General features: G+C 55.5%; 21 protein-coding genes. 10 read left to right on the forward strand and 11 right to left on the reverse strand.

Annotated elements, in window-relative coordinates:
• Positions 1–35: 35 nt before the first annotated feature.
• From pyk to BLR64_RS08340, 6 genes are all read right to left on the reverse strand, one after another.
• A complete protein-coding gene (pyk, locus tag BLR64_RS08315; RefSeq protein WP_090713680.1) occupies positions 36–1,460 on the reverse strand; it encodes a pyruvate kinase in 1,425 nt (474 codons plus the stop codon).
• A gap of 330 nt (positions 1,461–1,790) precedes the next feature.
• Complete coding sequence (locus BLR64_RS08320; protein WP_090713681.1) at positions 1,791–2,792, reverse strand: acetyl-CoA carboxylase carboxyltransferase subunit alpha; 1,002 nt, start codon at positions 2,790–2,792, stop codon at positions 1,791–1,793.
• Between the two features lies 1 nt (position 2,793).
• Positions 2,794–3,687 (reverse strand): acetyl-CoA carboxylase, carboxyltransferase subunit beta, encoded by an 894-nt coding sequence (accD, locus tag BLR64_RS08325; protein WP_090713682.1) that lies wholly within the window; start codon positions 3,685–3,687, stop codon positions 2,794–2,796.
• Positions 3,688–3,764: 77 nt separating this feature from the next.
• A complete protein-coding gene (locus BLR64_RS08330) occupies positions 3,765–3,953 on the reverse strand; it encodes a hypothetical protein (protein WP_039871751.1) in 189 nt (62 codons plus the stop codon).
• A 148-nt stretch (positions 3,954–4,101) separates the two neighbouring features.
• Positions 4,102–4,602, reverse strand: coding sequence for a phosphatidylglycerophosphatase A family protein (locus BLR64_RS08335; RefSeq protein WP_090713683.1), 501 nt, complete (start codon positions 4,600–4,602; stop codon positions 4,102–4,104).
• A 74-nt stretch (positions 4,603–4,676) separates the two neighbouring features.
• The gene (locus BLR64_RS08340) at positions 4,677–8,309 is read right to left on the reverse strand and encodes a DNA polymerase III subunit alpha (RefSeq protein ID WP_090713684.1); all 3,633 of its coding nucleotides are present in this window, start codon (positions 8,307–8,309) and stop codon (positions 4,677–4,679) included.
• 146 nt (positions 8,310–8,455) lie between these two features.
• On the opposite strand from BLR64_RS08340, the gene BLR64_RS08345 reads away from it, so the two are divergent.
• The 3 genes from BLR64_RS08345 (at position 8,456) to BLR64_RS08355 (ending at position 9,718) form a co-directional block, all read left to right on the forward strand.
• Entirely contained in the window at positions 8,456–8,779 is a 324-nt protein-coding gene (locus BLR64_RS08345; RefSeq protein ID WP_090713685.1) for a YtrH family sporulation protein, read from the forward strand.
• A 7-nt stretch (positions 8,780–8,786) separates the two neighbouring features.
• Positions 8,787–9,290 (forward strand): sporulation membrane protein YtrI, encoded by a 504-nt coding sequence (locus tag BLR64_RS08350; RefSeq protein WP_090713686.1) that lies wholly within the window; start codon positions 8,787–8,789, stop codon positions 9,288–9,290.
• A gap of 119 nt (positions 9,291–9,409) precedes the next feature.
• On the forward strand, positions 9,410–9,718 hold the full coding sequence (locus BLR64_RS08355) for a YtpI family protein (protein ID WP_090713687.1): 309 nt from the start codon (positions 9,410–9,412) through the stop codon (positions 9,716–9,718).
• Between the two features lie 401 nt (positions 9,719–10,119).
• Here BLR64_RS08355 and BLR64_RS08360 read toward each other — a convergent pair whose 3' ends face one another.
• On the reverse strand, positions 10,120–11,454 hold the full coding sequence (locus BLR64_RS08360) for a DRTGG domain-containing protein (RefSeq protein WP_090713688.1): 1,335 nt from the start codon (positions 11,452–11,454) through the stop codon (positions 10,120–10,122).
• A gap of 303 nt (positions 11,455–11,757) precedes the next feature.
• Entirely contained in the window at positions 11,758–12,042 is a 285-nt protein-coding gene (locus tag BLR64_RS08365; protein WP_208607154.1) for a hypothetical protein, read from the reverse strand.
• Between the two features lie 158 nt (positions 12,043–12,200).
• Here BLR64_RS08365 and BLR64_RS08370 point away from each other — a divergent pair, with 158 nt between their 5' ends.
• Positions 12,201–12,776 (forward strand): LURP-one-related family protein, encoded by a 576-nt coding sequence (locus tag BLR64_RS08370; RefSeq protein ID WP_090713689.1) that lies wholly within the window; start codon positions 12,201–12,203, stop codon positions 12,774–12,776.
• A 93-nt stretch (positions 12,777–12,869) separates the two neighbouring features.
• Here the strand turns inward: BLR64_RS08370 and BLR64_RS08375 are convergent, their stop codons facing one another.
• Positions 12,870–13,211 (reverse strand): YlbF/YmcA family competence regulator, encoded by a 342-nt coding sequence (locus BLR64_RS08375; RefSeq protein WP_068728702.1) that lies wholly within the window; start codon positions 13,209–13,211, stop codon positions 12,870–12,872.
• A gap of 192 nt (positions 13,212–13,403) precedes the next feature.
• Between BLR64_RS08375 and BLR64_RS08380 the strand changes: the two genes are divergently transcribed.
• The 6 genes from BLR64_RS08380 to BLR64_RS08405 all read left to right on the forward strand — a co-directional run bounded on the left by BLR64_RS08380 (position 13,404) and on the right by BLR64_RS08405 (position 20,195).
• On the forward strand, positions 13,404–14,771 hold the full coding sequence (locus tag BLR64_RS08380) for a YheC/YheD family endospore coat-associated protein (protein ID WP_090713690.1): 1,368 nt from the start codon (positions 13,404–13,406) through the stop codon (positions 14,769–14,771).
• A gap of 10 nt (positions 14,772–14,781) precedes the next feature.
• Positions 14,782–15,948 carry a YheC/YheD family endospore coat-associated protein gene (locus BLR64_RS08385; RefSeq protein WP_090713691.1) on the forward strand — a complete coding sequence of 389 codons (1,167 nt, stop codon included), beginning with the start codon at positions 14,782–14,784 and terminating at the stop codon, positions 15,946–15,948.
• 13 nt (positions 15,949–15,961) lie between these two features.
• Entirely contained in the window at positions 15,962–17,335 is a 1,374-nt protein-coding gene (locus BLR64_RS08390; protein WP_090713692.1) for a YheC/YheD family endospore coat-associated protein, read from the forward strand.
• A complete protein-coding gene (locus tag BLR64_RS08395; RefSeq protein ID WP_090713693.1) occupies positions 17,332–18,444 on the forward strand; it encodes a YheC/YheD family endospore coat-associated protein in 1,113 nt (370 codons plus the stop codon). The genes BLR64_RS08390 and BLR64_RS08395 overlap by 4 nt, the downstream gene beginning before the upstream one ends.
• 123 nt (positions 18,445–18,567) lie before the next feature.
• Positions 18,568–19,083: a GNAT family N-acetyltransferase gene (locus BLR64_RS08400; RefSeq protein WP_090713694.1), complete on the forward strand. Its 516-nt coding sequence runs from the start codon at positions 18,568–18,570 to the stop codon at positions 19,081–19,083.
• A complete protein-coding gene (locus BLR64_RS08405; RefSeq protein WP_090713695.1) occupies positions 19,065–20,195 on the forward strand; it encodes a YheC/YheD family endospore coat-associated protein in 1,131 nt (376 codons plus the stop codon). Before BLR64_RS08400 ends, BLR64_RS08405 begins: the two co-directional genes overlap by 19 nt.
• 746 nt (positions 20,196–20,941) lie before the next feature.
• Here BLR64_RS08405 and BLR64_RS08410 read toward each other — a convergent pair.
• Positions 20,942–21,412: a hypothetical protein gene (locus BLR64_RS08410; protein WP_090713696.1), complete on the reverse strand. Its 471-nt coding sequence runs from the start codon at positions 21,410–21,412 to the stop codon at positions 20,942–20,944.
• 622 nt (positions 21,413–22,034) lie between these two features.
• Complete coding sequence (locus tag BLR64_RS08415; RefSeq protein ID WP_090713697.1) at positions 22,035–23,768, reverse strand: hypothetical protein; 1,734 nt, start codon at positions 23,766–23,768, stop codon at positions 22,035–22,037.
• Between the last annotated feature and the right edge of the window lies 1 nt (position 23,769).

Below are 23,769 nucleotides of genomic sequence, written 5' to 3' on the forward strand. Positions count from 1 at the left end.
TATGTCTTTTATCCGTTATGGAACTGAAGCCTGTCTTAGTCGGCAGGAATCGTATCCACTTTCACGAGGTTGGTGGAACCGGAGCGTCCCAGCGGGATGCCGGCAGTGATCACAACGAGATCGCCTGCTTTTACCAGACCGGAAGCTTTACCGCCTTGCAGTGCAGTAGCCAGCAGTTCGTCAGTAGAAGTAGCTTCTTTGCCGAATACCGGAGTTACGCCCCATACCAGAGCCAGCTGACGCATCGTTCTTTCCTGAGTCGTAACAGCGATGATCTGGGATTTAGGACGGTATTTGGAAACCACGCGTGCTGTGTGGCCGGTTACAGTCGAAGAAAGAATAGCTTTAGCGTTCAGGTCCAGAGCGGAGATCGCTACGGATTGGCTGATAGCTTCAGTAACAGTGGTTTCTTGCGCGATCTGCTGCTTCATGAAGATTTCACGGTGGTTCAGGGCAGATTCCGCTTTCTCGGCAATGCGGGACATGGTCAGTACGGATTCTACCGGATATTTCCCGGCAGCTGTTTCACCGGACAGCATGATTGCATCAGTACCGTCGAAGATAGCGTTAGCTACGTCACTCGCTTCAGCGCGGGTAGGACGCGGGTTGCGCTGCATGGAATCCAGCATTTGGGTAGCTGTGATTACCGGCTTGCCGGCAATGTTACATTTTTTGATCATCAGCTTTTGAGCCAGAGGCACATCTTCAGCAGGAATTTCTACGCCGAGGTCACCGCGGGCAACCATCAGACCGTCAGATACTGCCAGGATTTCATCAAGGTTGTCGACGCCTTCCTGGTTTTCGATCTTGGAGATGATCTGGATGTGGGAAGCATTGTGCTTCTCAAGCAGTGAACGGATTTCCAGAACGTCGCTGGCTTTGCGAACGAAGGAAGCGGCGATAAAATCGATGTCCTGTCCGATCCCGAAAATGATGTCGTTGGTGTCTTTTTCCGTAATACCCGGCAGGGAGATGGAAACTCCCGGTACGTTAACGCCTTTTTTGCTCTTGATTGTACCGCCGTTAACAATACGGGTCTTGATTTCAGTGCCTTGAATGTCTACAACTGTAAGTCCGATAAGACCGTCATCGATCAGAATTGTTGATCCAACCGAAACGTCGTTTGGAAGGTCGCTGTAAGTGATAGAGATACGGTTTTGATCGCCAAGGATTTCTTCCGTAGTCAATGTCAGGTACTCGTCCTGAACCAGTTCAATCGGTTCTACTTCCAGCTTGCCTGTACGAATTTCTGGTCCTTTGGTGTCAAGCAGGATAGCAACGGTCTTGCCCAGTTCCTGGGAAGCCTGACGAATCGTTTTGATCCGGTTGCCGTGCTCTTCATAGTCGCCGTGGGAGAAGTTCAGACGGGCTACATTCATACCAGCCAAAATCAATTTTTTGATGTTCTCCAACGATTCACTTGCAGGTCCGATCGTACATACAATTTTACTTTTCCGCATTAGGTTTTCCTCCGTTTTTTCGTTCTCTCTGTCTCACTTTTTCCAACTACAAAATCTACTATAAGGCTTAATGTTTGTATAGGAACTATATCACATGCACCTTTTACTACGCCCTAATGAATATTACTGCAACTTGGACACAAAATCAATGTTCCAGCGTGTTTCCTCTGTAAATTTACGTCGAATTTACGCATTCTGTCACCAAAATAAAAATCATCCCGCAAACGCTGCGGGATGATTTATCTGGAAACAAATGTATATCACACTCTTCTGGGGTCCCAGACCGGAAATAACTTCCATATGTGTGAAAGTGCAAATGAAACCGTTACTCTACTCTACGCTTTGGACTTCTTCTTCGGGCAATAGAGACTCTTGGGCACCTTCGGCAAACTCGCCGATTTTGCGGAATTTGCGGTAACGGTCCTCCTTGAGCTCTGCAGCATCCAGACTGGACAGTTCCTGCAAATGGCGCCACAGGGCCTCCTTGATGTTGGCTGCAGCAGTCTCATAATCCTGATGCGCGCCGCCCCGCGGTTCCGGGACAATCTCCTCGATGACTTCCATCCCTAGCAGATCCGCTGCGGTAATCTTCATCGCTTCAGCAGCCTGCTCCGCCTTGGAGGCATCCTTCCACAGAATGGAGGCTGCACCGTTCGGCGAGATCGCCGAATAGATGGCATGCTCCAGCATCAGGACACGGTTGCCCACGGCCAAAGCCAGAGCCCCGCCGCTTCCGCCCTCGCCGATGACGACACAGATGACCGGCACAGCCAGCTGGGACATCTCATAGAGACTGCGCGCAATGGCTTCAGACTGCCCGCGTTCCTCCGCCGTATTCCCCGGGTAAGCTCCCTTGGTATCGATAAAGGTAATGATCGGACGGCGGAATTTCTCCGCCTGCTTCATCAGCCGCATAGCCTTGCGGAACCCCTCCGGGTGCGCGCTGCCGAAAAAGCGCTGGATATTATCTTTCGTATCCTTGCCGCGCTGCTGTCCGATTACCGTAACCGGAAGACCGTTCAGCTTCGCAATGCCGCCGACAACGGCCAGATCATCCCCGAACAGGCGGTCGCCGTGCAGCTCCAGGAAATCCGTAAAAATCAGCCCGATCAGATCAAGCGAGGTCGGACGTCCGTGATGCCGGGCCAGATGCATCTTCTGGGAGGCGGAAATATTGCTGTAAATTTCATCCGCAAGCACGCGGTAACGTTCTTCAAGCCGGATGATTTCATCCGTAAAATCAATGCCCTTCTCTTCACCGAACTGCTTCAGCTCGGCAATCTTCTTGCGCATTTCTACCAGAGGCATTTCAAAAGGCAACTCTCCCGCCAACCTAAAATCCCCCTTTCACATCATGCAGCTCCAAAATCCTGGTGAGCGTAGACCGCATTTCCTTACGGTGCACCACCAGGTCAAGCTGGCCGTGCTGAAGGTTGAATTCAGCCGTCTGGAAATCATCCGGCAGCTTCTGGCGGATCGTCTGCTCAATGACGATTCTCCCGGCGAAGCCGAACACGGCACCGGGCTCGGCAATAATAATATCGCCAAGGCTCGCAAAGCTCGCGGATACACCGCCGGTAGTCGGGTCAGTAATGACCGAAATATATAATCCTCCGGACTCGCCAAAACGGGCCAGAGCCGCGCTTGTCTTGGCCATCTGCATCAGGCTGAGGATACTCTCCTGCATACGCGCTCCGCCGGAGGTGGAGAAAATCAGCAGCGGGAGTCTCTTCTCCGTCGCTTCTTCCACCGCACGGGTAATTTTCTCCCCGACTGCAGAGCCCATGCTGCCTGAGAAAAATTCAAAATTCATCACTGCAACAATAACAGGATGGCCGCCGATGCTGCCCTGGCCGGTCACCACAGCCTCAACTTGTCCGGTTTTGGAGCGCTGCTGCTCAAGCTTCGAGGCATAGCCCGGGAACTGCAGCGGGTCCACTGACGACAGCTCGCTGTCAAACTCGATAAAGTTCTCAGGATCAAGCGTCATAGCGATCCGCTCCAGCGCGTTCAGCCGCATATGATGGCCGCAGGCCGGGCATACCTTCAGATTCTTCTCCAGCTCCTTGCTGTACTGGATCGTACCGCATTTACTGCACTTGCTCATGAGCCCTTCGGGAATCTCCCGCTTCGGGCGTTCGCCTTCCGCCGGTCCGCCGCTCCGCTCCAGACGTTCTGAAGGAATAGTCGCGTACTTCCGTTTTTTCTGAAATAAATCTTTGAACAAGGGTCGCACCTCTTCAGCCGTTTATTTGCGCATTCAGCAGCTTGCCGCTGTCAACTACTGCACTTATACATATTTAATTAGGGATGTAAAATCAGATTCAGGGCTTCCTGCACTTCCTCAAGCTCCCCCGAAGGAACCAGAATCTCAAACTGCTGCTTGGACATATTAATCGGACGGCACTTTACCAGGAATCCTTCTTCCGTAAGCTTGCTCTGAATCATATCCGCCACTTTGGCGGTTGGCGCTATATAAATTACCGTCCACATGCCCTGCAAGGCCTCCCTGATCTCAATTCCCAGCCGTATCCCGCGTATAATGGAATCATGATAACACAGTTTTCTTTTTTCCCGCAACAGGAGTAAAACGGAGGAGGCGGGACCAGGAGGCCGTATTCATCAGCTATCGGGTGATCCCTTATGGCGTACCGGTGACATGGGGGTACACCTTTGCCCCTTCATGGCGGTGGGCAATCCGGGCAGAAGCGGCTGCGGCAATTCCGGCAACCAGGTCATCCAGAAAGACATGGATTCTGCCCGGCTCATCGTTGAGCCTGCCGATCACGCCAAGCTTGACTTTGTCCAGATAGCCGAAGCTGGTCAGCCCGATCATCCCGTACACCCCCGTAATCCCCAGCGCCAGCGTCTCGTCCGCGCCATACAGCGATTCATCCGCCTCCATCACCGCCTGCAGCGGCTGGGGAAGCATCCCTTTCTCCGCCAGCTCATCCAGGGCAACGCCTGTCATGAGCGTGTACTGCACCTCTCTTTTGCCGAGCACCGACTTCACGCTGGACATACATTCTTCCTCTGTTAAATCCTGATAATATTTGGATTGCAAAATATATACGATCTCAGCAATGGACGATAACGTTACTCCCCTGCGTTCCAGCAGTTCTGTTGCCATTTGATAGGACATGTGGTCAATCCCCTTTCCGCACGGGACCATTCCCTGTGGTTTCCTAATGTATGCGGAAAAGGGCGAAAATGTTCTTATTTTATTCTTACTGTACCGGCTCCCAGCATCTCTTCAACTGCTGCGAACAGCTCCGGCGACGGCTCGATCCGGTAGCTGTCGCTGAGCGCCAGCACCCGCTGCTCGCGCTCGTAGAACAGCAGCGTGGCTGCAGGCCCGGGATGGGTCTGCAGCAGTGCCTGCAGGCGCGAGAGCAGCGCCGGGTTCTCTGCGGCCGGCGTGATCTTGATAAAGACACGCTGGCCGCCTCCCGCCGCACCCGCAGGTGCGGCCGGCGGGGCTGCAGGCGCTGCTGCGCCGCCTGCGGCAGTGCGCGGCGCGCCGGTGCCCCCGGCGCCGCCCCGCGGAGCAGGAGCGCTGCGCGGCGCTCCTGCAGAGGCCGTCCGTCCCGGACCGGACGGACGGGAGGCAGCTGCGCTGCGGCGCTGCAGCAGGCCATGGAGAGCGTCCGCGCCAAGCGGCGCGACCTCCTCGGCCAGCAGCTTGAAGCCCTCGTCCTCCTGCTGCACCTTGGCGCGCAGGGCGAGCAGCGCACCCTTCTCGACCAGGCTGCGGCTGCGTTTCCACACCTCAGGGAACAGCACGACCTCGCAGCGCTCGATCTGGTCCTCCCATTGGATGAACGCCATCGCCTTGCCGGCCTTGGTCATAATCTCCTTGACGGAGACGACCATCCCCGCCGTAACCGTCTGGCTCTCATCCGCAGCTTCGCCAAGGTCCATCAGCCGCTGGATGCCCGGCTCCTCAAGCAGGGCCGCACTGTCGTCCAGCGGATGGCCGGACAGATACAGCCCAAGCAGCTCGCGCTCCAGCTCCAGCTGCTGGGTGACACTGAACCTCGGGATATCCGGATAGCGGATTTCCCAGTTCGGGGTCTCGATCAGATCGTCGAACAGCTGGATCTGCAGCTCGTCCCGCTCCTTGCGCCATTTGGCCGCGGCATCGACGGTCTCGTCGAGCATGGCCAGCAGCTGGGCCCGGTGTCCGGGCAGCCGGTCGAAGGCTCCGGCCTGAAGCAGCGATTCGATGACGCGCTTGTTGCAGACGCGCAAATCGACACGGCGGCAGAAATCGAGCAGACTGTCGAACGGACGCTCTTTACGGACGGCCATAATGTTCTCCACCGCCAGCGTTCCGACATTTTTCACGGCTGCCAGACCGAAGCGGATATGGCCGCCGCCCCCTTCCCCGCCGGGAACCGGAGTAAACAGTACGCCGCTCTCATTAACATCCGGCGGCAGAACACCGATGCCGGTGCGCCGGCATTCCAGCACATATTCGGCCACCTTGCGGTGGGTACCCATGACCGCCGTCAGCATAGAAGCCATGAACTGCACCGGATAGTGCGCCTTCAGATAGGCAGTCTGAAAGGCCAGCACGCCGTAAGCGGCGGCATGAGCCCGCGGGAAGCCGTAATCGGCGAACCGGACGATCATATCATAGACGGCATTCGCATCCGCCTCCTGATAGCCCTGCTGCAGGCTGCCCTCCACAAAGTGGCTGCGCTCCTTGTCCAGCGTCTCGCGCTTCTTCTTCGACACCGCGCGGCGCAGCAGGTCCGCTTCACCAAGCGAGAAGCCCGCCATCAGGGAAGCAATCTGCATAATCTGCTCCTGGTATACGATAATGCCGTACGTATCCGCCAGAATCGGCGTCAGGTCGGCATGCGGATAGTCCACCTCTATCTCGCCGTGCTTGCCGGCAATAAACTTGGGGATGAACTCCATCGGGCCCGGACGGTACAGCGCCAGCACCGAGATGACGTCCTCGAAGCCCGACGGCTTCAGGTCCTTCAGCACACGGCGGATGCCCGCAGACTCCAGCTGAAAGACGCCGGTCGTCTCGCCGGCCCCGAGCATTTCGTAGGTCAGCGGATCATCATCGGGAATGGTGCGGAAATCGGGAGCCGCCCCGTCCATCTCCCTGATCCAATTCATGCAGCGTTCAATAATCGACAGCGTCCTTAGTCCCAGAAAATCCATTTTGAGCAGTCCGACGCTCTCCAGATGCTCCATGGAATACTGGGTCAGCGCCGTGCTCTCATTGCCGGCCTGCAGCGGCACCGCATCGGTCAGCGGGCCCTTGGAAATTACAACGCCGGCAGCATGTGTGGACGCATGGCGCGGCATGCCTTCAACCTTCATCGCCATGTCGAGCAGCTCCCTGGTCTTGCCGCTGGTCTCATACAGCGCCTTCAGATCAGGACTGCCCTCAAGTGCGCGCGCAATGCTGATCCCGAGCTGTCCGGGGATCAGCTTCGCTGCCTTGTCCACCTCATTGTACGGCAGGTTCAGCACCCGGCCGACATCACGGACCGCTGCCCTGGCTGCCATTGTTCCAAACGTAATGATCTGTGCCACATGCTCCCTGCCGTATTTCTCGACCACGTAAGCAATAACCTCATCACGGCGCTCATCGCTGAAGTCGATATCAATATCCGGCATCGTAATCCGCTCCGGATTAAGAAAACGCTCAAAGAGCAGGTTATATTTCAACGGATCTACATCGGTAATCCGCAGGGTATAGGCGGTGAGACTGCCTGCCGAAGAGCCGCGGCCCGGGCCGGTAACGATACCACTCTTGTGGCAGAAGGCAATGAAATCCCAGACGATCAAGAAGTAATCGCTGAAGCCCATGCTCTCGATGACACCCAGCTCATAGTCCAGACGCTGCTCTGCAGCCGCCTTCTGCCCGGGTGAAGCCCACAGCGGTGTATCCGCATAACGCGCTTCCAGCCCGCTGCGGCAGAGCCGGCGCAGATAAGCTGCTGCATCCAGCCCTTCCGGCAGCGGGGAATATTCGGGGAGAATATGCTGCCCGAACGTCAATTCCAGATTGCATTTATCGGCAATTTCCTGTGTATTGGTGATCGCCTGAGGTACATGCGGAAACAGCGCCGCCATCTGCTCTCCGCTCTTCAGGAACAGCTGGTCCGTACCGATCTTCAGCCGGTCCTCATCGTCCACCGTCTTGCCTGTGCCGATGCAGATCAGCACATCCTGGACCTCGGCATCCTCCTTGGCCAGATAGTGCACATCATTCGTCGCGACAAGCGGAATGTCCAGCTCCGAAGCCAGGGAAATCAGCTGCGGATTCACCCGCTTCTGCTCGGGAATGCCGTGATCCTGCAGCTCCAGATAGAAGTCACCGCCAAAAATCTCCTTGTAGCGCAGCGCCGCCTTACGCGCCTCATCTTCGCGCCCGTGCAGCAGATGCTGCGGCACTTCCCCGCCCAGACAGGCGCTCAGACAGATGATTCCCTCCGCATGGGCAGCCAGTGCCTCCATATCAATGCGCGGCTTATAATGCTGGCCCTCCAGATGGCCGATGGAGACAAGCTTCATCAGATTTCTGTAGCCGGTTTCATTCTTCGCGAGCAGGATCAGGTGATAGATCGGCTGATCCTTGCGGCTGCCCCGCTCACGGCGCGAGCCTGCCGTCAGATAGGCCTCGCAGCCGATAATCGGCTTGATGCCGGCGGCAGTGCACGCTTTATAAAAGGGGATTGCCCCATACATCACTCCATGATCCGTCAGCGCCAGCGACTTCATGCCGTATTCGCCGGCCCGGCGCACGAGATCCGTAATGCGCGCCGCGCCGTCCAGTAAACTGTATTCGCTGTGCACATGCAAATGCACGAATGGGCTCATGATCCCCACATCCCTTCTACTCTTCAAATCAAAACATAAGATGAAACTATTTTATCATAATACCGGGGGAGCCGCCCATAGAATGGATTAAGGGCACAGGGACAGGCAGAACCACAAGGGCCGCTTGTCCGGAAAGGGGGGCTTGTATGACTATTTTCATGAGCAAAGCCGTTCTCGATTTCTTCATCGCCTTCGGCATAGTGCTGGGCGGCGCCATGCTCGGAGGCATCGGTGCGGTCGTTTCGCTGCAACCGCCGACTGAGACGATGCTGGATATTGCCGACCGGATCAAAATCTGGGCGCTCGCCGCCGCAGTTGGAGGCACCATCGACCCCATGCGGGTCATTGAGAGCAATATGATCGGGGGCAATCTGTCTCCCGCCATCAAGCAGATCCTCTACCTGGTATTCGCCTTTTTAGGCGCCCATATGGGCAGCGAGCTGGTCAAATGGGTGTGCGGCAAGGGGTGAGCAGGTTGTGAGAATTCCGCCTTTTCAGCGTTACCGCCGCTTTTCGCAGATCTCCGCCGTTTTTGTGCTTGGAATGGTGACAGGAGCCGTCATGTACAATGCCATTTTTCATATGGGCTATAATGTACTCTGGCTCGACAACCAGGATCTGCGGGTGCAGATCGAGCAGTACAGCAAAGACATCAAAACGTTAAAAAAATACAACAATACCTCAACTGTCATCCGGGAAATCAAGCTGCGCACAGAGGAGAGCAAGACAAAAGAGGGGGCCGGCGCGCTGGATCAGGTAACCTTGAAGGAAATTATCAGCCAGATGAGCGAAGACCTGGAGCCGATGCGCGGCCGCAGCATGTTCGACATTGATACCGACGGTAAGCTGGCGCGGCTGCTGCTGGATGGTAAAATCTATATTGTCCGTGAAAAAGAGTACTCCGTACGGATCCGCACCATGCTGGTAATGGAGGGCGTGCTGCAGATCTGGGTGGAGGTCAATCCTTATAAACGCAGCTGAGCTGCAGATTAGACGGGCGTACCGGCGGAAGCCGTGCTACAATAATGGACAGGTATATAGCAAACGGAATTCATGCAGAGCTTTTTGTATTGATCTTCTGATAAAGGAGCTGCCTGTCCATGATTATGCTTATCAAGTATCTGCTGTTCATCCTGCTTGTTGTTTTTATGATTGGTGCCGCCGCGTACAGCTTCTCCTCACGCCGGACCTCCGACACGCTGGAAAAGGGCCGCCGGCGCTCCATTATGAACGTGCTGCTCGGGGGCATGCTGGTTACCCTGTCGCTGATGTCGATGTTTTTGTTCCGGGGCTCAACCCTCAGCGTGATCGTGGAAGCGGTGTTTCTCGTTATCGGGGCGTTTAATATTTTCTCCGGGCTGCGCAGCTACGGTTATTACAGCCGGAGCGGGAGCAGGCGCAAGGCTTAGCGGGGTTGATTTTACAGCCTCATTGCGCAATTCGCAACCGCCCCCTCCGCCGCCAGGTACTTCTGTGAAGACAGTTAAGTGAAAAATAGACACCTAATTTCTGGATCATAGTCGAAAACGGGATACTAGTTGTAACAAAGACACTTAATCCCAGCATTTTCGTCCCAGATGGCGCTTTTGGCCTGTAATAAGTGATGATTTTCCATCTAATTTTTATAAGGATAGGATTCTGGCCAATTTAAATGGCAAAAATCCAACTATATGCTTAATGAGCATAGTCCCTGGTGAACGGCAGCAGTGTGGTAGCGGATCATACCGGTATTCCCCAACTCTACTTTAATATAATAGTAAAAAAAGAGAGACTGCCCGTATAGAGCGGTCTCTCTTCATACAATGCAGGCTCACCCGTGATCAATCGACTGCAGCATCAGCACCGCCTTGGCGACCATCGTGTCATTATGGCTGATCTCGATCTCCAGCTTGCAGGTTCTGCGGCTGATCTCCAGCAGCTTGGGCATCACGATAATCGAATGCTCAATCTGCACCGGACGGATAAAATAGGTGGACATGTTGTCCAGCACATAATCGTTGCCGGTAATATCCTTGGCCGCCTTGAACGCGGATAGTGTCATCAAAGTGGACAGGACACCTTCGGAAATGGTACCCAGATCCGTCGCCATCTGCGGGGTGATGAAGCCGTGGAAGAACAGCTTCCCCTCCTCATCCCGTTCCTCGGCAAACCCGTTCCAGATCAGATGATCGAACGTTTCACCCATCTGCGGCTGGTTGCTGACATCCCGCAGGCTCTGCAACACCTCACGGCGGGTCAGCGATCCGACCAGCTTGCGGTTGCGGTCCACAATCGGCAGGAAGTCAATCCCCTCCCACATCATGATCTGCGCCGCCGAAGCCAGTGAGGTCTGCAGAGCCGCTGTAACCGGGCTGCGGACCATCGCTTTTTCGATGCTCTGACCCTCCTGCAGCTCCTCCACATCGCGCCGTCCGACAATCCCGATGACCCGGTTCCATTCATCCGTTACCGCAAAACGCTGCTCCCCGCTGGAGAGTGCCAGCTGGCGCAGCTCACCGACCGTGCTGGATGTTTTCAGCGTATTCAGCCGCGGCTTGCTCTCCAGAATGTCTTCTACCAGCATAATCTTTTTCTTGATCAGCCGGTCAAAGATCGCCCGGTTAATCATCGAGGCCACGGTAAACGTATCATGCCTTGAGGAAATCACCGGCAGATCCAGCTCGTCCGCCAGCGCTTTAACCTCACGGCTCGTACCGAAGCCGCCCGTCACCAGCACCCCTGCCCCCTGCTCCAGTGCCAGCGAATGCACGTCGTCGCGGTTCCCTACGATCAGCAGGCTGTCGGCGTCAATATAACGGATCATGGCATCGACCTTCATCGCGCCGATTATATATTTATGCAGGTGCTTGTTCAGCCCGTCAGCTCCGCCCAGCACATGACCTTCCACAATATCCACGACATCCCCGAAGGTCAGCTGGTCTGATATGTTCCGAGGCTTCTTTTCAACACGGACGGTGCCGATCCGCTCCTTCGTAATGACGATACCCAGGTTCTCGGCCTCCTTAACCGCCCGGTAAGCCGTCCCCTCACTCACTATCATTTCTTTAGCCAGCTTGCGTACAGAAATTTTGGTGCCTACCTTGAGACCTTCGATATGCTGCAGCAGTTGTTCATGCTTTGTAATGTTATCGCCTTGTCCTTCCAACTGTTACACCCCCATGCCCCAATCTGTACTATTCTGTACTCATTATACAGCCGGAAATTGCAGAGTACAACCGCCCGCAGGAGGTCAAATAAGTTAAGTCAGTGAATGACCGGACAGCCAAAATAACCCCGCAAAGCGGGGAATTTACAAGGATTAATCTCGTACATTAACGGGCATACCGTAAAGTCTTTATTCTCCAAAAAGCCCGGACGCCGTTTCCGGCAGCCGGGTCTCAGGATCTGTATGAGGTGTTGTCTGCAGAGAGACTAGATACCGGGCTCCTTGTCCTTCGTTCACAGCCTCCTATAGACGCTGCGACATTCTGGTTTCCTCGTTCCACTTGCCCTGCCACTGCTCCAGCTTGTGCTTGCGGACCGCTTCCAGCCGCTTCTGCTTCTCCTCATCCACTCCGATGATGAAATGCAGATGCGCCGCAATAATCAGGAAAGCAAATACGCACCAGACAATCCCAAAGCCCAGCACCCAGCTTGGCCCGTTCTGGAATGACAGCTGCGGGAGGGCATAGAGCAGCATGGCAAGTGCAATCAGCAGGTATAAGCTGTGCTTGAACTTGTTTCTTTTTTTCATCACAAACAGCTCCTTCAACTGAATCTATATCTCTACTCTATGAACCGGCCCCGGAAATTATGAGACAAGTCTGCAAAAAAATAAGGCTACACACAAAATGATATAGCACTGCCTGCGGTCATATGAGATGATATATACAATTATTAGGAGGCGATTACTTGAATCAGGCGTACGGGTACACGGAATATACGATCCGCAAAAAGGTTTTTTCGATTATGAGCACCAAGCTGCATATTTATAACAGCTCTGAGGAGCTGGTGCTTTATTCACAGATGAAGGCGTTTAAGCTAAAAGAGGATATTGCACTCTATACGGATGAGTCGATGGAAAGGGAGCTTCTGCGGATTAAGGCACGGAGCATTATTGACTTTAGCGTCACTTTTGATGTGATTGACTCCGAGACCGGAGAACATGTGGGCGCACTCCGCCGCAAGGGGCTCAAGTCGATTCTGAAGGATGAGTGGCTGATTCTGGACAGTCATGACCAGGAAATCGGACTGGTGAAGGAAGACAGCACCTTTATGGCGCTGTTACGCCGGATGATCAGCTTTATTCCGCAAAAATACAGTGTCGAGCTGCAGGGGGACCCGATCCCGACCTACAGCCAGAACATCAACCCGTTCGTCACCAAAATTACCGCCGACTTCTCCGGTGACCGGACCGGCCGTCTCGACCGCAGGCTCGGGCTGGCCGCCGGAATTCTGCTCTGTGCCGTAGAAGGCAAGCAGGATTAGCAGATCCGGCAAATGAAACAAAAGGGGATTCTCCAGCCGACCGGCCGGGGAGTCCCCTTTGTGCTTATCCTGCCCCAGCCGGAGCGGGAAGGATTAATGTCCGCCGTACATCTGCGACAGGCTGTCCGTAATGATCTTGTTCACATCTTCAATAACCACACTGAGGCGGCGCTCTGCGTCGAACAGCCTGCGGATGCCTAGATTCAGGTTCAGCACCTCGAACAGCTTCTCCATCTTTTCCATTTCCTCCTGCGGAGGCATTTCCCCGTTCATCATCCGCTGCTGCAGCTCAATCTGGTTCTGGCGGAAATTATCCAGCATCTGCTTGCTCTCCGGATCGGCTTCAATCACCTTCATTGCACTGCTGATGTCGGAAAATTCAGTGCTTTCTTTAATGGCTCTGGCCAGCTCATGGGCCTTGTCGATTACGTTCATTTGTGTTACCTCCTGGATTTTGTTGTTGGGTCTGCGGTCTGCCGCCTGCAGCAATAGTGATTTGCACCCGGCACGGCTTTTTACGGAATAGGTCAATCACCAAGGGTCAGATGTCTCCATATGATGAATGATATGTAACCCTTATGATTCATAATTGCCGGCATCATGCTGCCTACCGGAAGGAGATCCACGATGTCTAAGTTCAAGATCCCGGTCCAAACGGTCCACTCGGGCATCCTGCAGGAAAACGCGATCATGCTTGGCGACAAATCCATGAAAAGGCTCAAAATACCGGCTCACGGCATCATTCAGCTGAGCTTCGGCTCATTCAGGCAGGAAGTTACCGTCATTCCGGTCCCCAAAGCCGACAGCCTGCGTGTAAGCGAAGGGCTGGCCCGGCGGCTCGGCTGGAGAGGCCGGCCTGTGCTGAATGCCTCCTACAGTACCGGCAGCCGTATTCTGCGGCTTGGCCCGCTGATCGGCGTGCTGGTGAGCCGGGATCATCCTGACCAGCCGGACCGGGTGTTCGGCCAGATCACGATGTTCTGCCGGGAGCTTACCAACGCCTGCCAAGCACAGGGTGCCTATGTATATTTCTTTACCCCGGAGGCGCTGGAAACACGCAGCTCGTCCATCCAGGGCTGGGTATACGACGAGGGCTGGCGGAAGCTGAGTCTTCCTGTCGCCGATGTAATCAACAATCGGCTTACTACGCGCAAGGTAGAGAACAAACCTAGCGTACAGCATTTTCTGGCGGATGTAAAATCCCGCTACGGAACCCACTTTTTCAATGAGAAGTTCCTTGACAAAACCGAGGTGTTTGAGGCGCTGGCCCAGGATACCGCCCTGCAGCGGTATTTGCCGGAATCCCATGCCCTGACCGGTTTTGCCATCCTTAAAAAAATGTGCAACAGCTACTCCAGCGTTTTCCTGAAACCCGTACGCGGCAGCCTCGGCAAAGGCATCCTCCGCATCTCCAGAGAAGAAGGCGGAGGCTACCGGCTGCTGTCTACTACGCCGATGGGCACGCGCAAACAAAGCTATCCCAGTCTGGCTAAGCTGTTCCAGTCCATTTCACCCAAGATGAAAACCACCCGCTTCCAGATTCAGCAAGGACTGAATCTGATGGAGCTCGGCAAGCGGCCTGTCGATTTCCGGGCGCTGGTGCAGAAGAACGGCACCGGCAAATGGGGTGTGACTTCGATTGTTGCGCGTACCGCCGGGAGCAATCACTTCGTTTCCAATCTGGCCCGGGGCGGCACGCTCAGTACAGTGAAGGAAGCCATCGGCAAAAGCAGTCTTCCGGCAGGAATGAAGGAAAGCTCGCAGGTCCAGCTGCCCCGTGCGGCACTGGCCATTGCCCGGGGAGTCGAAACCTTTATCCCTGCGCACTTCGGTGAGCTGGGCATTGACCTTGCCCTGGATCAATCGGGGCGGATCTGGCTGCTGGAGGTCAACTCCAAGCCGTCCAAGAACGACAACACCCCGCTGAATGACCAGAAGATTAGACCGTCCGTGAAGCAGATGATTCTATATTGCCGCTACCTGGCCGGGTTATAAGGAGGACACCATGACAGATACAGCTCAAGGATTCCTGGGTATCATGACCGGACGGCGCCAGGGACATCCGCCGATCGCAGAGCCGGAGTTCTGCAGCCAGCTAAGCGCAGCTGCCCCGCTGTTTGATCTGAAGGTGCTTGTGTTCCACCCCGAAGATGTCGCGGAGAATGGTGAATCCATAACCGGTTATACCTGGAAGGAGGGGCAGTGGCAGCAGGCGGTAGCCCCTGCACCCGACATTCTGTACAACCGCTGCATCTGCTCAAGCCGCCAGGAGAAAAGGGCGGCAGCGGCAGCGCTTGCGGTGCTGTCCCGCACCGTTCCCTGGTCGCGGGGTCTGCCTGACAAGTGGAGAGTATATGAAATACTCCGGCGCAGCCCTGCTGCTGCATCGCTGCTGCCAGAAACAAGGCTCTATACCGGTCCGGACACGCTCGGCTCCATGCTTGCCGAGCGGGAATACGGCATATTTCTGAAGCCCCGCGCCGGCACCCACGGCAAACGAACGCTGCATGCCAGATTACTTGGCGCAAGGGAAGGCGGCGGATTAAGCATCCGCGGCCGGAACGGCGACAACACAGCCTTCCGCCATCACTTCAGCACCTCCGGGGAAGGAATCCGCTGGATCGACCGGTTCATTGGCAAGCGAAGCTACATCATCCAGCCATATCTGCATTTAACCGATAGCCAGGGCCGGCCCTTCGATGTCCGGGTGCTGATGCAGAAGAACGGACGCGGCGCCTGGACGCTAACGGGCATGGCTGTGCGGCTCGGCGGTCAGGGCAGCCTCACCTCGAACCTCCACGGCGGGGGTACAGCAGCAGCTGTGCTGCCCTTCCTGCTTGCAGAGTATGGCGCAGTCGGGGCTGAGCTGCAGGATGAGCTTGCTGCTGCTGCTGCACTCCTCCCTCCCCTGCTGGAGGAATCCTGCGGCAGGCTCGGAGAGCTGGGCCTTGACTTCGGCATTGATCCGGGAAGCAGAATCTGTCTGCTGGAGGCCAATTCCAAGCCGGGCCGCTCGGTATTCAGGCTGACAGGTGACATCCGGGCGGCCAGACTCGCCGCCGAGAACCCGCTGCGCTATGCGCGGCATCTGCTTCAGCACTCGCCGGCCGGCCGCAGAATACCCGCCAAGACGCTCCGTTACAGACAGGAGAATGAAATCAATGGTTCCTAAGGAGGATTCATCAATGGGTCTCACTTTTTGCAATGTCCATTTCACCAAGCAGCCCCAAAGAGTTGTCTACGTCTCGGGTGAACTGATGAAAAGCCTAAAATTATCCGGTAAAAAAAATATCCGCCTGCGGCTCGGTAAGGATGCCATTCCGGCCATGATCAAGCCCATCAAACGGGCGGGAAAGCATCTGTTCCTGGCTTCAGGCGTAAAAAGCGCGATCAAGGTCCCTAAGACGGGCGGTGTCTATCTGCGTAATCTGCAGAATGATGAGGTACAGCTCGGCCCGCTGGTCGGCATTCTGTCCGACGGGCCCACCTCATCAAGCAATCCCTTCGGCTCCCGTACCGGCTTCATCAAGCAGCTGCTGCGCGAGGGCAGCAATAAATGCTATATTTTTGCCTTCACTCCGCGCGATATTGACTGGCAGAGAGAGCAGGTCAACGGCTTTTTTCTGAACGCAAGCGACAAGTTCGAGCGCAAGCTTGTGCCGCTCCCTGATGTCGTATACAACAGGCTGCCAAGCCGCCGGGCCGAAACCTCGCCTTACATCAACCAGCTCCGCGAACGGTTCGGGCGTAAACGGATTCCCTATTTCAACTGGAGCTTTTTCAACAAGTCGGATGTCTACCGGCTGCTGGAGAACGACAGCGCAGCCTACCGCTATGTGCCTGAGACAGTCACCAATCCCAGCCCGGAAAAAATGCGGGAAATGCTGGATCGTCATCATTTCGTATACTACAAACCGTCCGCCGGCAGCCTGGGACACGGAATCTACCGGCTGACTTACCTGCCCAAGAAGGGGTATTTTGCCCGCTACCGTAAAAACGGCAAAAATGTGCTGCTGCGCTTCACCAGCTTCGACAGCCTGATGCGTATGCTCCGCTCCCGCCACGGCCAGCACCTGCAGAACTATGTGGTGCAGCAGGGCATCCGGCTGATCGAGATCGACTCCTGCCCGATTGACTTCCGCTTCCATATGCACAAGAACGGCAGCAATCAGTGGGTAGTCGTCGGCATTGGAGCCAAAAAAGCCGGCCGGGGCAGCGTCACCACCCACCTGAAGAACGGCGGAGCGCTGCTTACTCCCCAGCAGGCACTCGGCCGGGTATTTGGCGCAAGGTCGGATGAAGTGCTGCAGCGGGCCAAAACAACTGCCGTCAAGCTGGCTGAAGCGCTGGAAATCCAGCACCGCCACCTGCTCGGTGAAATCGGCTTTGATCTTGGCATTGACCAGGATGAAGATATCTGGATGTTCGAGGCGAACGCTAAGCCGGGACGTTCCATCTTCCGCCATCCTTCCCTGCGTGCTGAGGGCAAAGCTTCCGTTGAGCATATTCTGGAGCACTGCCTGTATCTCAGCAAATTCCGCAGGAGGGATGAGCTGTGAATACCCGTTCCCCTGACTCCCCCAAACCGGTAATTGCTATACTGACAACCAGTGACAGGCTGAAGCAGTTCCGCGGCAACCGGAACAACTTCCGCGATATTATCCGCACCGGCAAGGAAATGGGTTATCTAGTCTATGTCGTCACCGTCCGCGACCTGAAGTTTGAGGAGCAGACGGTGAACGGCTTCATCCCTTCCCCCAGCGGAAAGCTCTGGTACAACGTCCCCATGCCTCTGCCGCAAGTGATTTACAACCGGATTCCAAACCGCAACGAGGAGGAAAAGGCCCCGGTCGCCCGCAAAATTGCCGAATGTCTGGAGCATGAGTCCATCCAAATGTATAACCCGGGCTTTTTTAACAAATGGAATCTGTTTGAATGGCTGAAGGAATCGAAGGCGACTGTCCGGCACGTGCCCAAAACAAGACGCCTGAAAAGTGCTGCCACACTGGCTGCCATGCTGAAACACCATGACAGCCTCTATCTCAAACCGGAAAACGGCAAGGCCGGCAAAGGCATCATGCGAATCAAATATGCGGCTGAAGCCAGCCTGCCCTTCCGGCTGCAGATCCAGGGCGGCAAAAAGAATATAACCTATAAAACCGCTTCAATCGACCGCCTGTGGGCCCGGCTCAGAAGAGAAAAGGGCATCTCCCAGTATATTGTGCAGCAGGCCATCGGGCTTGCCACCCACCGCGGCCGCCCCTTTGATCTGCGGGTGCTGCTGCAGAAGAACGGCCGGGGTGCCTGGGCGGTGACCGGAATCGGTGCAAGGCTGGCCGGTGTCCGCAGCATCACTACTCATGTCCCCCGCGGCGGCAGTGTTGAAGAGCCGGCGAGCATGCTGGAGGGAACCTTCGGCACGGAACGGGCGGCAGTCATCCTGAAAAATGTCCCAACCACCGCCCTGCTGATTGCCCGCCAGATCGAGCGGGCTTCAGGGGCCATGCTCGGCGAGATGTCCATGGATCTCGGCGTCGACGAGGAAGGCGGCCTCTGGTTCTTCGAGGCCAATTCGCGGCCGATGAAGTTCGATGAACCGGCCATCCGCAAGCTGTCGCTGGAGCGGATCTTCCAGTTCAGCCAGCATCTCGCCCGGCAGGGCAAGTAGAAACGGCTACGCCGTCCTAAACAGGACGGTATCCGTTTATGCGAGAAAGATAAGGATAACGGATAGCGTGAAATATATACTTTCTTATCTTTTAAGTAGAATCCTTCCAAGGAAGTGACCCCCATGCAGATCTCTTCTATATATGACAGCAATCCTGAGCGCTGGAAAGCCAGGATTGCCGGGCTGCTGGATTTCCTGCGGGAATACGGGGACCGGCGGATCACACTGCGCGGCTGCCGCCTGCTGTCCCGGCTCACGCCGGAGCAGCTGGCAGCGCCCGGTGTGTCCCTGCTCGTCGCTACGGTGCGCGGACAGAACGGCCGGCAGCTGGCAGGTGTTAGCTTTGTCTCCGGCTACGGCCGGGAAGCCTGTCTGGTCGCCGTTCATCCCTTGTACCGGGGCCGCCATACAGGAACGGCACTGCTGTCAGCACAGCTGCAGCGCCTGGGCCGCCTGGAATGCCAGGTGGCCTGTGACAATCCGGCCAGTCTCAAGATGTGCTTCAACAGCAGTCTTGCCGCTGTTGACCTGATAAGCGGACCGACAGGCAAGCCCACGCTGCTGCTCCGGTCGCAGCCGGAGTGCAGCGCGGCAATTCTCCCACAAGAAGGTGAACTTTTGTGCCAGAACCCGTCTTAGGCATCCTGACGCTCTATCTGAACGACGCCAAGCAGCTCGAGGAAAGAAGCATCTACCGGCGGATGATCATTGAGGGCAAAAAAATCGGCCTGGATGTCTTTGTGTTTACCCCCATGGATGTCAATACGGGCAAAGAGCTGATCCATGCCATGATCTATGACCCGGTGAGCGGTAAATGGTCACGCAAATGGCGCTCTTTCCCCAATATGATCTACGACCGCTGCCGGATTCAGCGCAGCTCCCGGTTTGAGCAGCTGTTACGCTTCCGTTCGCGTTATAACCATCTGACCTTTCTGAACCGCCCGCTGCGCAACAAATGGACGATCCAGCAGACCTTTTCACAGAAGACCCGCTTCCGCCAGCATATGCCGGAGACGCTGCTCTATCAATCTTCGTCCGATCTGCTGCGGATGCTTAAAACGAACCCGGTGCTCTATGTGAAGCCGATTAACGGTACGGGCGGACGCGGCATTTTGCGGATCGAACGGCTCAAAGAGGGGCAGAGCCTCTATGATATTCAGGGCCGCCGCCAGAACCGGCAAATTATCTCCCCGCGCAAGGTGACGCTGTCGAAGCTGGAGGCCATTGTCCGAAAGTGGTGCGCCGGCGGGCGTTTCCTCGTCCAGCAGGGCATCCCGCTGCGCCTGCCGGGCGGGCGCTTCCATGACTACCGCATGCTCGTGCAAAAGAACGGGCAGGGCGTATGGGAGCTGACCGGCATTGCCGGCCGCGTCGGCGCCGCCCGCAGCGTCACCTCAAATTTGCACGGTGGCGGCCATGCCGTCCGTGCGGAGGTGCTGCTGAAAGAGTGGCTCGGCAGCGCAGAGAAGGCCGACAAAGCGATGAAGACGGCTGAGAAGCTCGGCCTGGAGGCCGCCGCCTTCCTGGAGGAGAGCTTCGGCACGTTATGCGAGCTGGCGCTCGATCTTGCGATCGACCGGCAGGGCCGGATCTTCGTGCTGGAGGTCAACCCCAAGCCGGCCCGCGAGGTGTTCGCCCGCACCGGCGACAGCAGCACCTACCGCACAGCGCTGGTGCGCCCGCTGGAGTACGCGCTGTGGGTACACAAGAACAAAAGCACGCCTGCCTCCGCTAAAGCGGCGGAGGAATAACCATTACCACCCTGTACAATGTACAGGGTGGTTTTTCATGCTCACGCGTGCGGGTGAGTGGCTGATGTGCTGTGGTGTAAGGTGCAGATGTGCTGTGTGCTGATACGCTATTCGGCTGCTCGGGCTGGCTGCCCGGCTACTCGACTGCCCAGTTCTCTGAATCAGCTGCTTATTTCTAATTTAGTTGGATTTCCGGCACTTAATCCCACACTTTTCCGCGGATTGCCGCCACTAGTTGGAAAAATGACACCTATTTCAAATGAAAACTCATCTTTGGTGCGAATCCGCTGGAATTAAGTGTCCTTTTTCCAACTAATATTCAATTAACGTTGTTTGACAAAGAAATAGATGGCGATTTTCCACTTAGCTTGCTGAGAGTGCGCTCTGAAATGTAGATTTTTAAAGAATATAATCAGCAAGCTGCGACGACCATCCTATGATGTAAGGCGCCCAGAAAAAACATATAATGGTTAGGAAAAAAATGCAATCCTCAGCTTCCGCTTGTTAAATTTTGGACTCATTTCGAAGATTATAAATCCGGCTTCCTCCTCACCATCTGGTTTACCCATAAGCAATGCAAGATCAAATAGTGCCTTTCCGGCTTCAACCCCGGCAATAATACTAAACGACACGAACCCAATATGCTCACCAGAAGTACCAGATGCGTTCCCCCCTTACTATTTTGTATGAATAATGTTCACCCTTAAGCTTGTATAGCTGTGAAAGCAACTATCAGCTTCGCCGCCTCATCCTTCTATTAAGCTGTAGAACCTGACTTCCCCATCAGCAGTTTCAGCAATTATAATGTCATTCCGCTCTTTTGCACTGAATATTTTAGTCCCTGCTTTCAGTTTATTTGCGGTCCCATTCCTGAATTCCTTTCCGTCCTTTCGCTGTTCTTTTACCTCTGTTATTTCTTTATCTTTGGTAAGCGTTAATTCGTCGACCCAGTTGATACCTGCACTATAAATGATATCCTGATACATAAAAATATTTGCATCGGGATTCGTGCTTAAGACATCGTTAGCTGTTGGATTTCCGGTGGTATTTGATCCTGAGTTTAGGCCGCATCCGGACAGTACCCATACAAACATTGCAACTGCTATTATCATTTTAGGCATTTTACACGCTCCCCTACCAGTTTTATAAGATTGCAGATCAATCTCACCGGCCGTTTCATATAAAACGTTCGCGATATTATGCAACTTTCCTGCCATTTGCCGCTTCTCCTTTTGACAGGAACCAGGCGAATTCCCTGTAACGGACACAGATGACCTTACTTTGGCTAAAACCCGGTTTTTGATGCGCTAACGGACCCCAATGATCTTATTTACCTCAATTTCTCCTCTATCAGACTATTTATAGGAAAATAACGGCGCTACAGTCCGTTAGATTTGCAAATTGTCCTCTGCAGTCGGAATAAGGTCACTCAGGTCCGTTAAAAGTTAGTGGGTAGCGTTTGGGAGTTGGCAACTGGCAGGGACCGTCTGCAACAGGTACTTACAGTAGTGCGTAGTTTGTTGGCGGGCGCGGGTTGGCTTCGTGGGGCGAAGGTTCTGTTGACTGGTCAACCGTGGGGTTTGGGGTTTGGAGTCAGCGGGTCATAGGTACTTGTTGACGTTTGTGGTTAGCAGATGGTGGATAATAGCTTGGTGTTTGAGTGATTAGCGTTTACGGTTGGGGGCCGGAAGGGCACGGATGGCGTTTACGGTCGGCGCGGCGGAAATGCGACATTCCGGGTCGGCAGTCGGCGGGTCCCGGGGATGGACTTTGGCATTTTGGGTCGGCGCGGGCGGCGCAGGCATCATACCTAACACAATAAAACAAACAGCCGCTCCGTCAGGAGAGGCTGATGCGCAACGTATAATCAAGCGGCGTAATAAGCGTTACAATGACCTTCTGGCAGCCATCCGGGTAGCTCATGCCCCGGATTTCGGCCAAATGGTGCTCATGGCTGCCATGCTCAAGCTCCATCCAGTCTCCGCCGCAGCTGTAGCGCAGCTTGCCGGATTTCCAGAAGGAGGCCTCCGTCATTCCCGGAACCGGTGTCAGCGCCTCTCCCTCCAAGATCCCTTCACTGCCGAAGAGCAGCACGATCTGGGTCAGCACATCCGCCGGTGACGGCGATGTGAGATGCAGCTCCCAGCCTCCGCTGTGCTCGGTCACCTCGACGGAGAATTTACTTACCTGGGAATGGGTAAGCGGCCTTTCGCCGTGCGGCAGCAGATACCACGGACTGGCAGGCAGCCCTGAAAGCGGCGGCAGCTTGTCTGCAGGAATCGTACCGTAATAGCCCTTCTCCCCGGTGGACTCCAGCCGGAAGCCTGCCTCGGTCTCCACCAGGGAATCCATAGTGATCAGCCCCGGCTCAAAGCTGGAAGCCAGCTGAACCCCGAGCAGGCGCGCCTTGCCGTGGCGCAGAGAGAACAGTGAAGACGCCTCGGTCATCACGCTCACACTTGTGGAGCCTCTGCGGACCCGGGCAACCGGTGCCCCGAATTCGGTATGCTGCTTGCTGTGGCGGACAGGGCCGCCGTAGCCGTCATGCCTCATCCGGTCCAGCAGCTCCCGGCGGTTGAATGCGCCGTTAATTACCTTCCGGTACTGGCCAGGCAGCTCTCCCGGTTTCACCGCAGCCGACTGCAGCTGCGGGTATAACAGGAAGCCAAGCATGATCTGATTCGGCAGTGAACCGGGGTGAATAACAGAGCGGCCGGCCAGCTCGGCCAGTGCGGCAAATTCGGCATCCCCGTCAAGCTCAGCCATCAGCTTATAGCACAGATAGTAGTCTGCCAGCGAGAAGACACTGCCGAAATCCTGTCGTCCCGAATAATCGGTCACTACTTCCCCGTCCGGGTGGACGAGATATTTCATCATCCGCAGATTTTGGCGAACCGGCTCAAGCAGCTCCGGCCGGTTCAAATCCTGGGCCGCATAATAGAGCATAATGTCACTGACAGTGTTGTAGATCCCGTTGCTGCGCTCCGTCCACTCTCCGTCCGGGGTGATGTCCATCCCCTCCTGCAGCCATTCTTCGGCTCTGCACTTCAGCTCTTCCTGTCCGAAAATCCGGTATAGGGAGCCGAGCGCAGCGGTCAGTACCCAGCGGTGGTTGGGCGTATGCACGCCGCCGGTCAGCATCGCCGGCAAGGCCCGCTGCAGAAACATGCCGATCTTCTCCTGAACCGCGCGGGCAGGATCCCAGGCCTGCTGCTCCAGCAGGGTATAGATATTAGCTAACCCCACTACCACAAAGGCCGTATCCGGCGGTGAATGGTAGTTGGTCCAGCCCGGAGATATCGTGCCGTCCTCATGCTGGAACCGCAGCATGAAATCCGCCGCCTGGTGCAGCTGCTGAAGCAGGGCCGGATCACGGTAATACTGCGACTGCGGATTACAGAGTGCGGCAGCCCAGGCCGCAATGTACTGGGCGGTGCCGGTATGATTCGGCCAGGCTACGCCGCTTAGCGGATCACGCACGCCTCCGAAGTAACGGTTATCCCGGTCAGTGATCTGCATCTCCAGTGATTCCTGTGTCCACTTGTCATTTATAGCCGTTATCTTTTTGAACATC

Source organism: Paenibacillus typhae, from assembly GCF_900099765.1.
Classification (GTDB): domain Bacteria; phylum Bacillota; class Bacilli; order Paenibacillales; family Paenibacillaceae; genus Paenibacillus_AQ; species Paenibacillus_AQ typhae.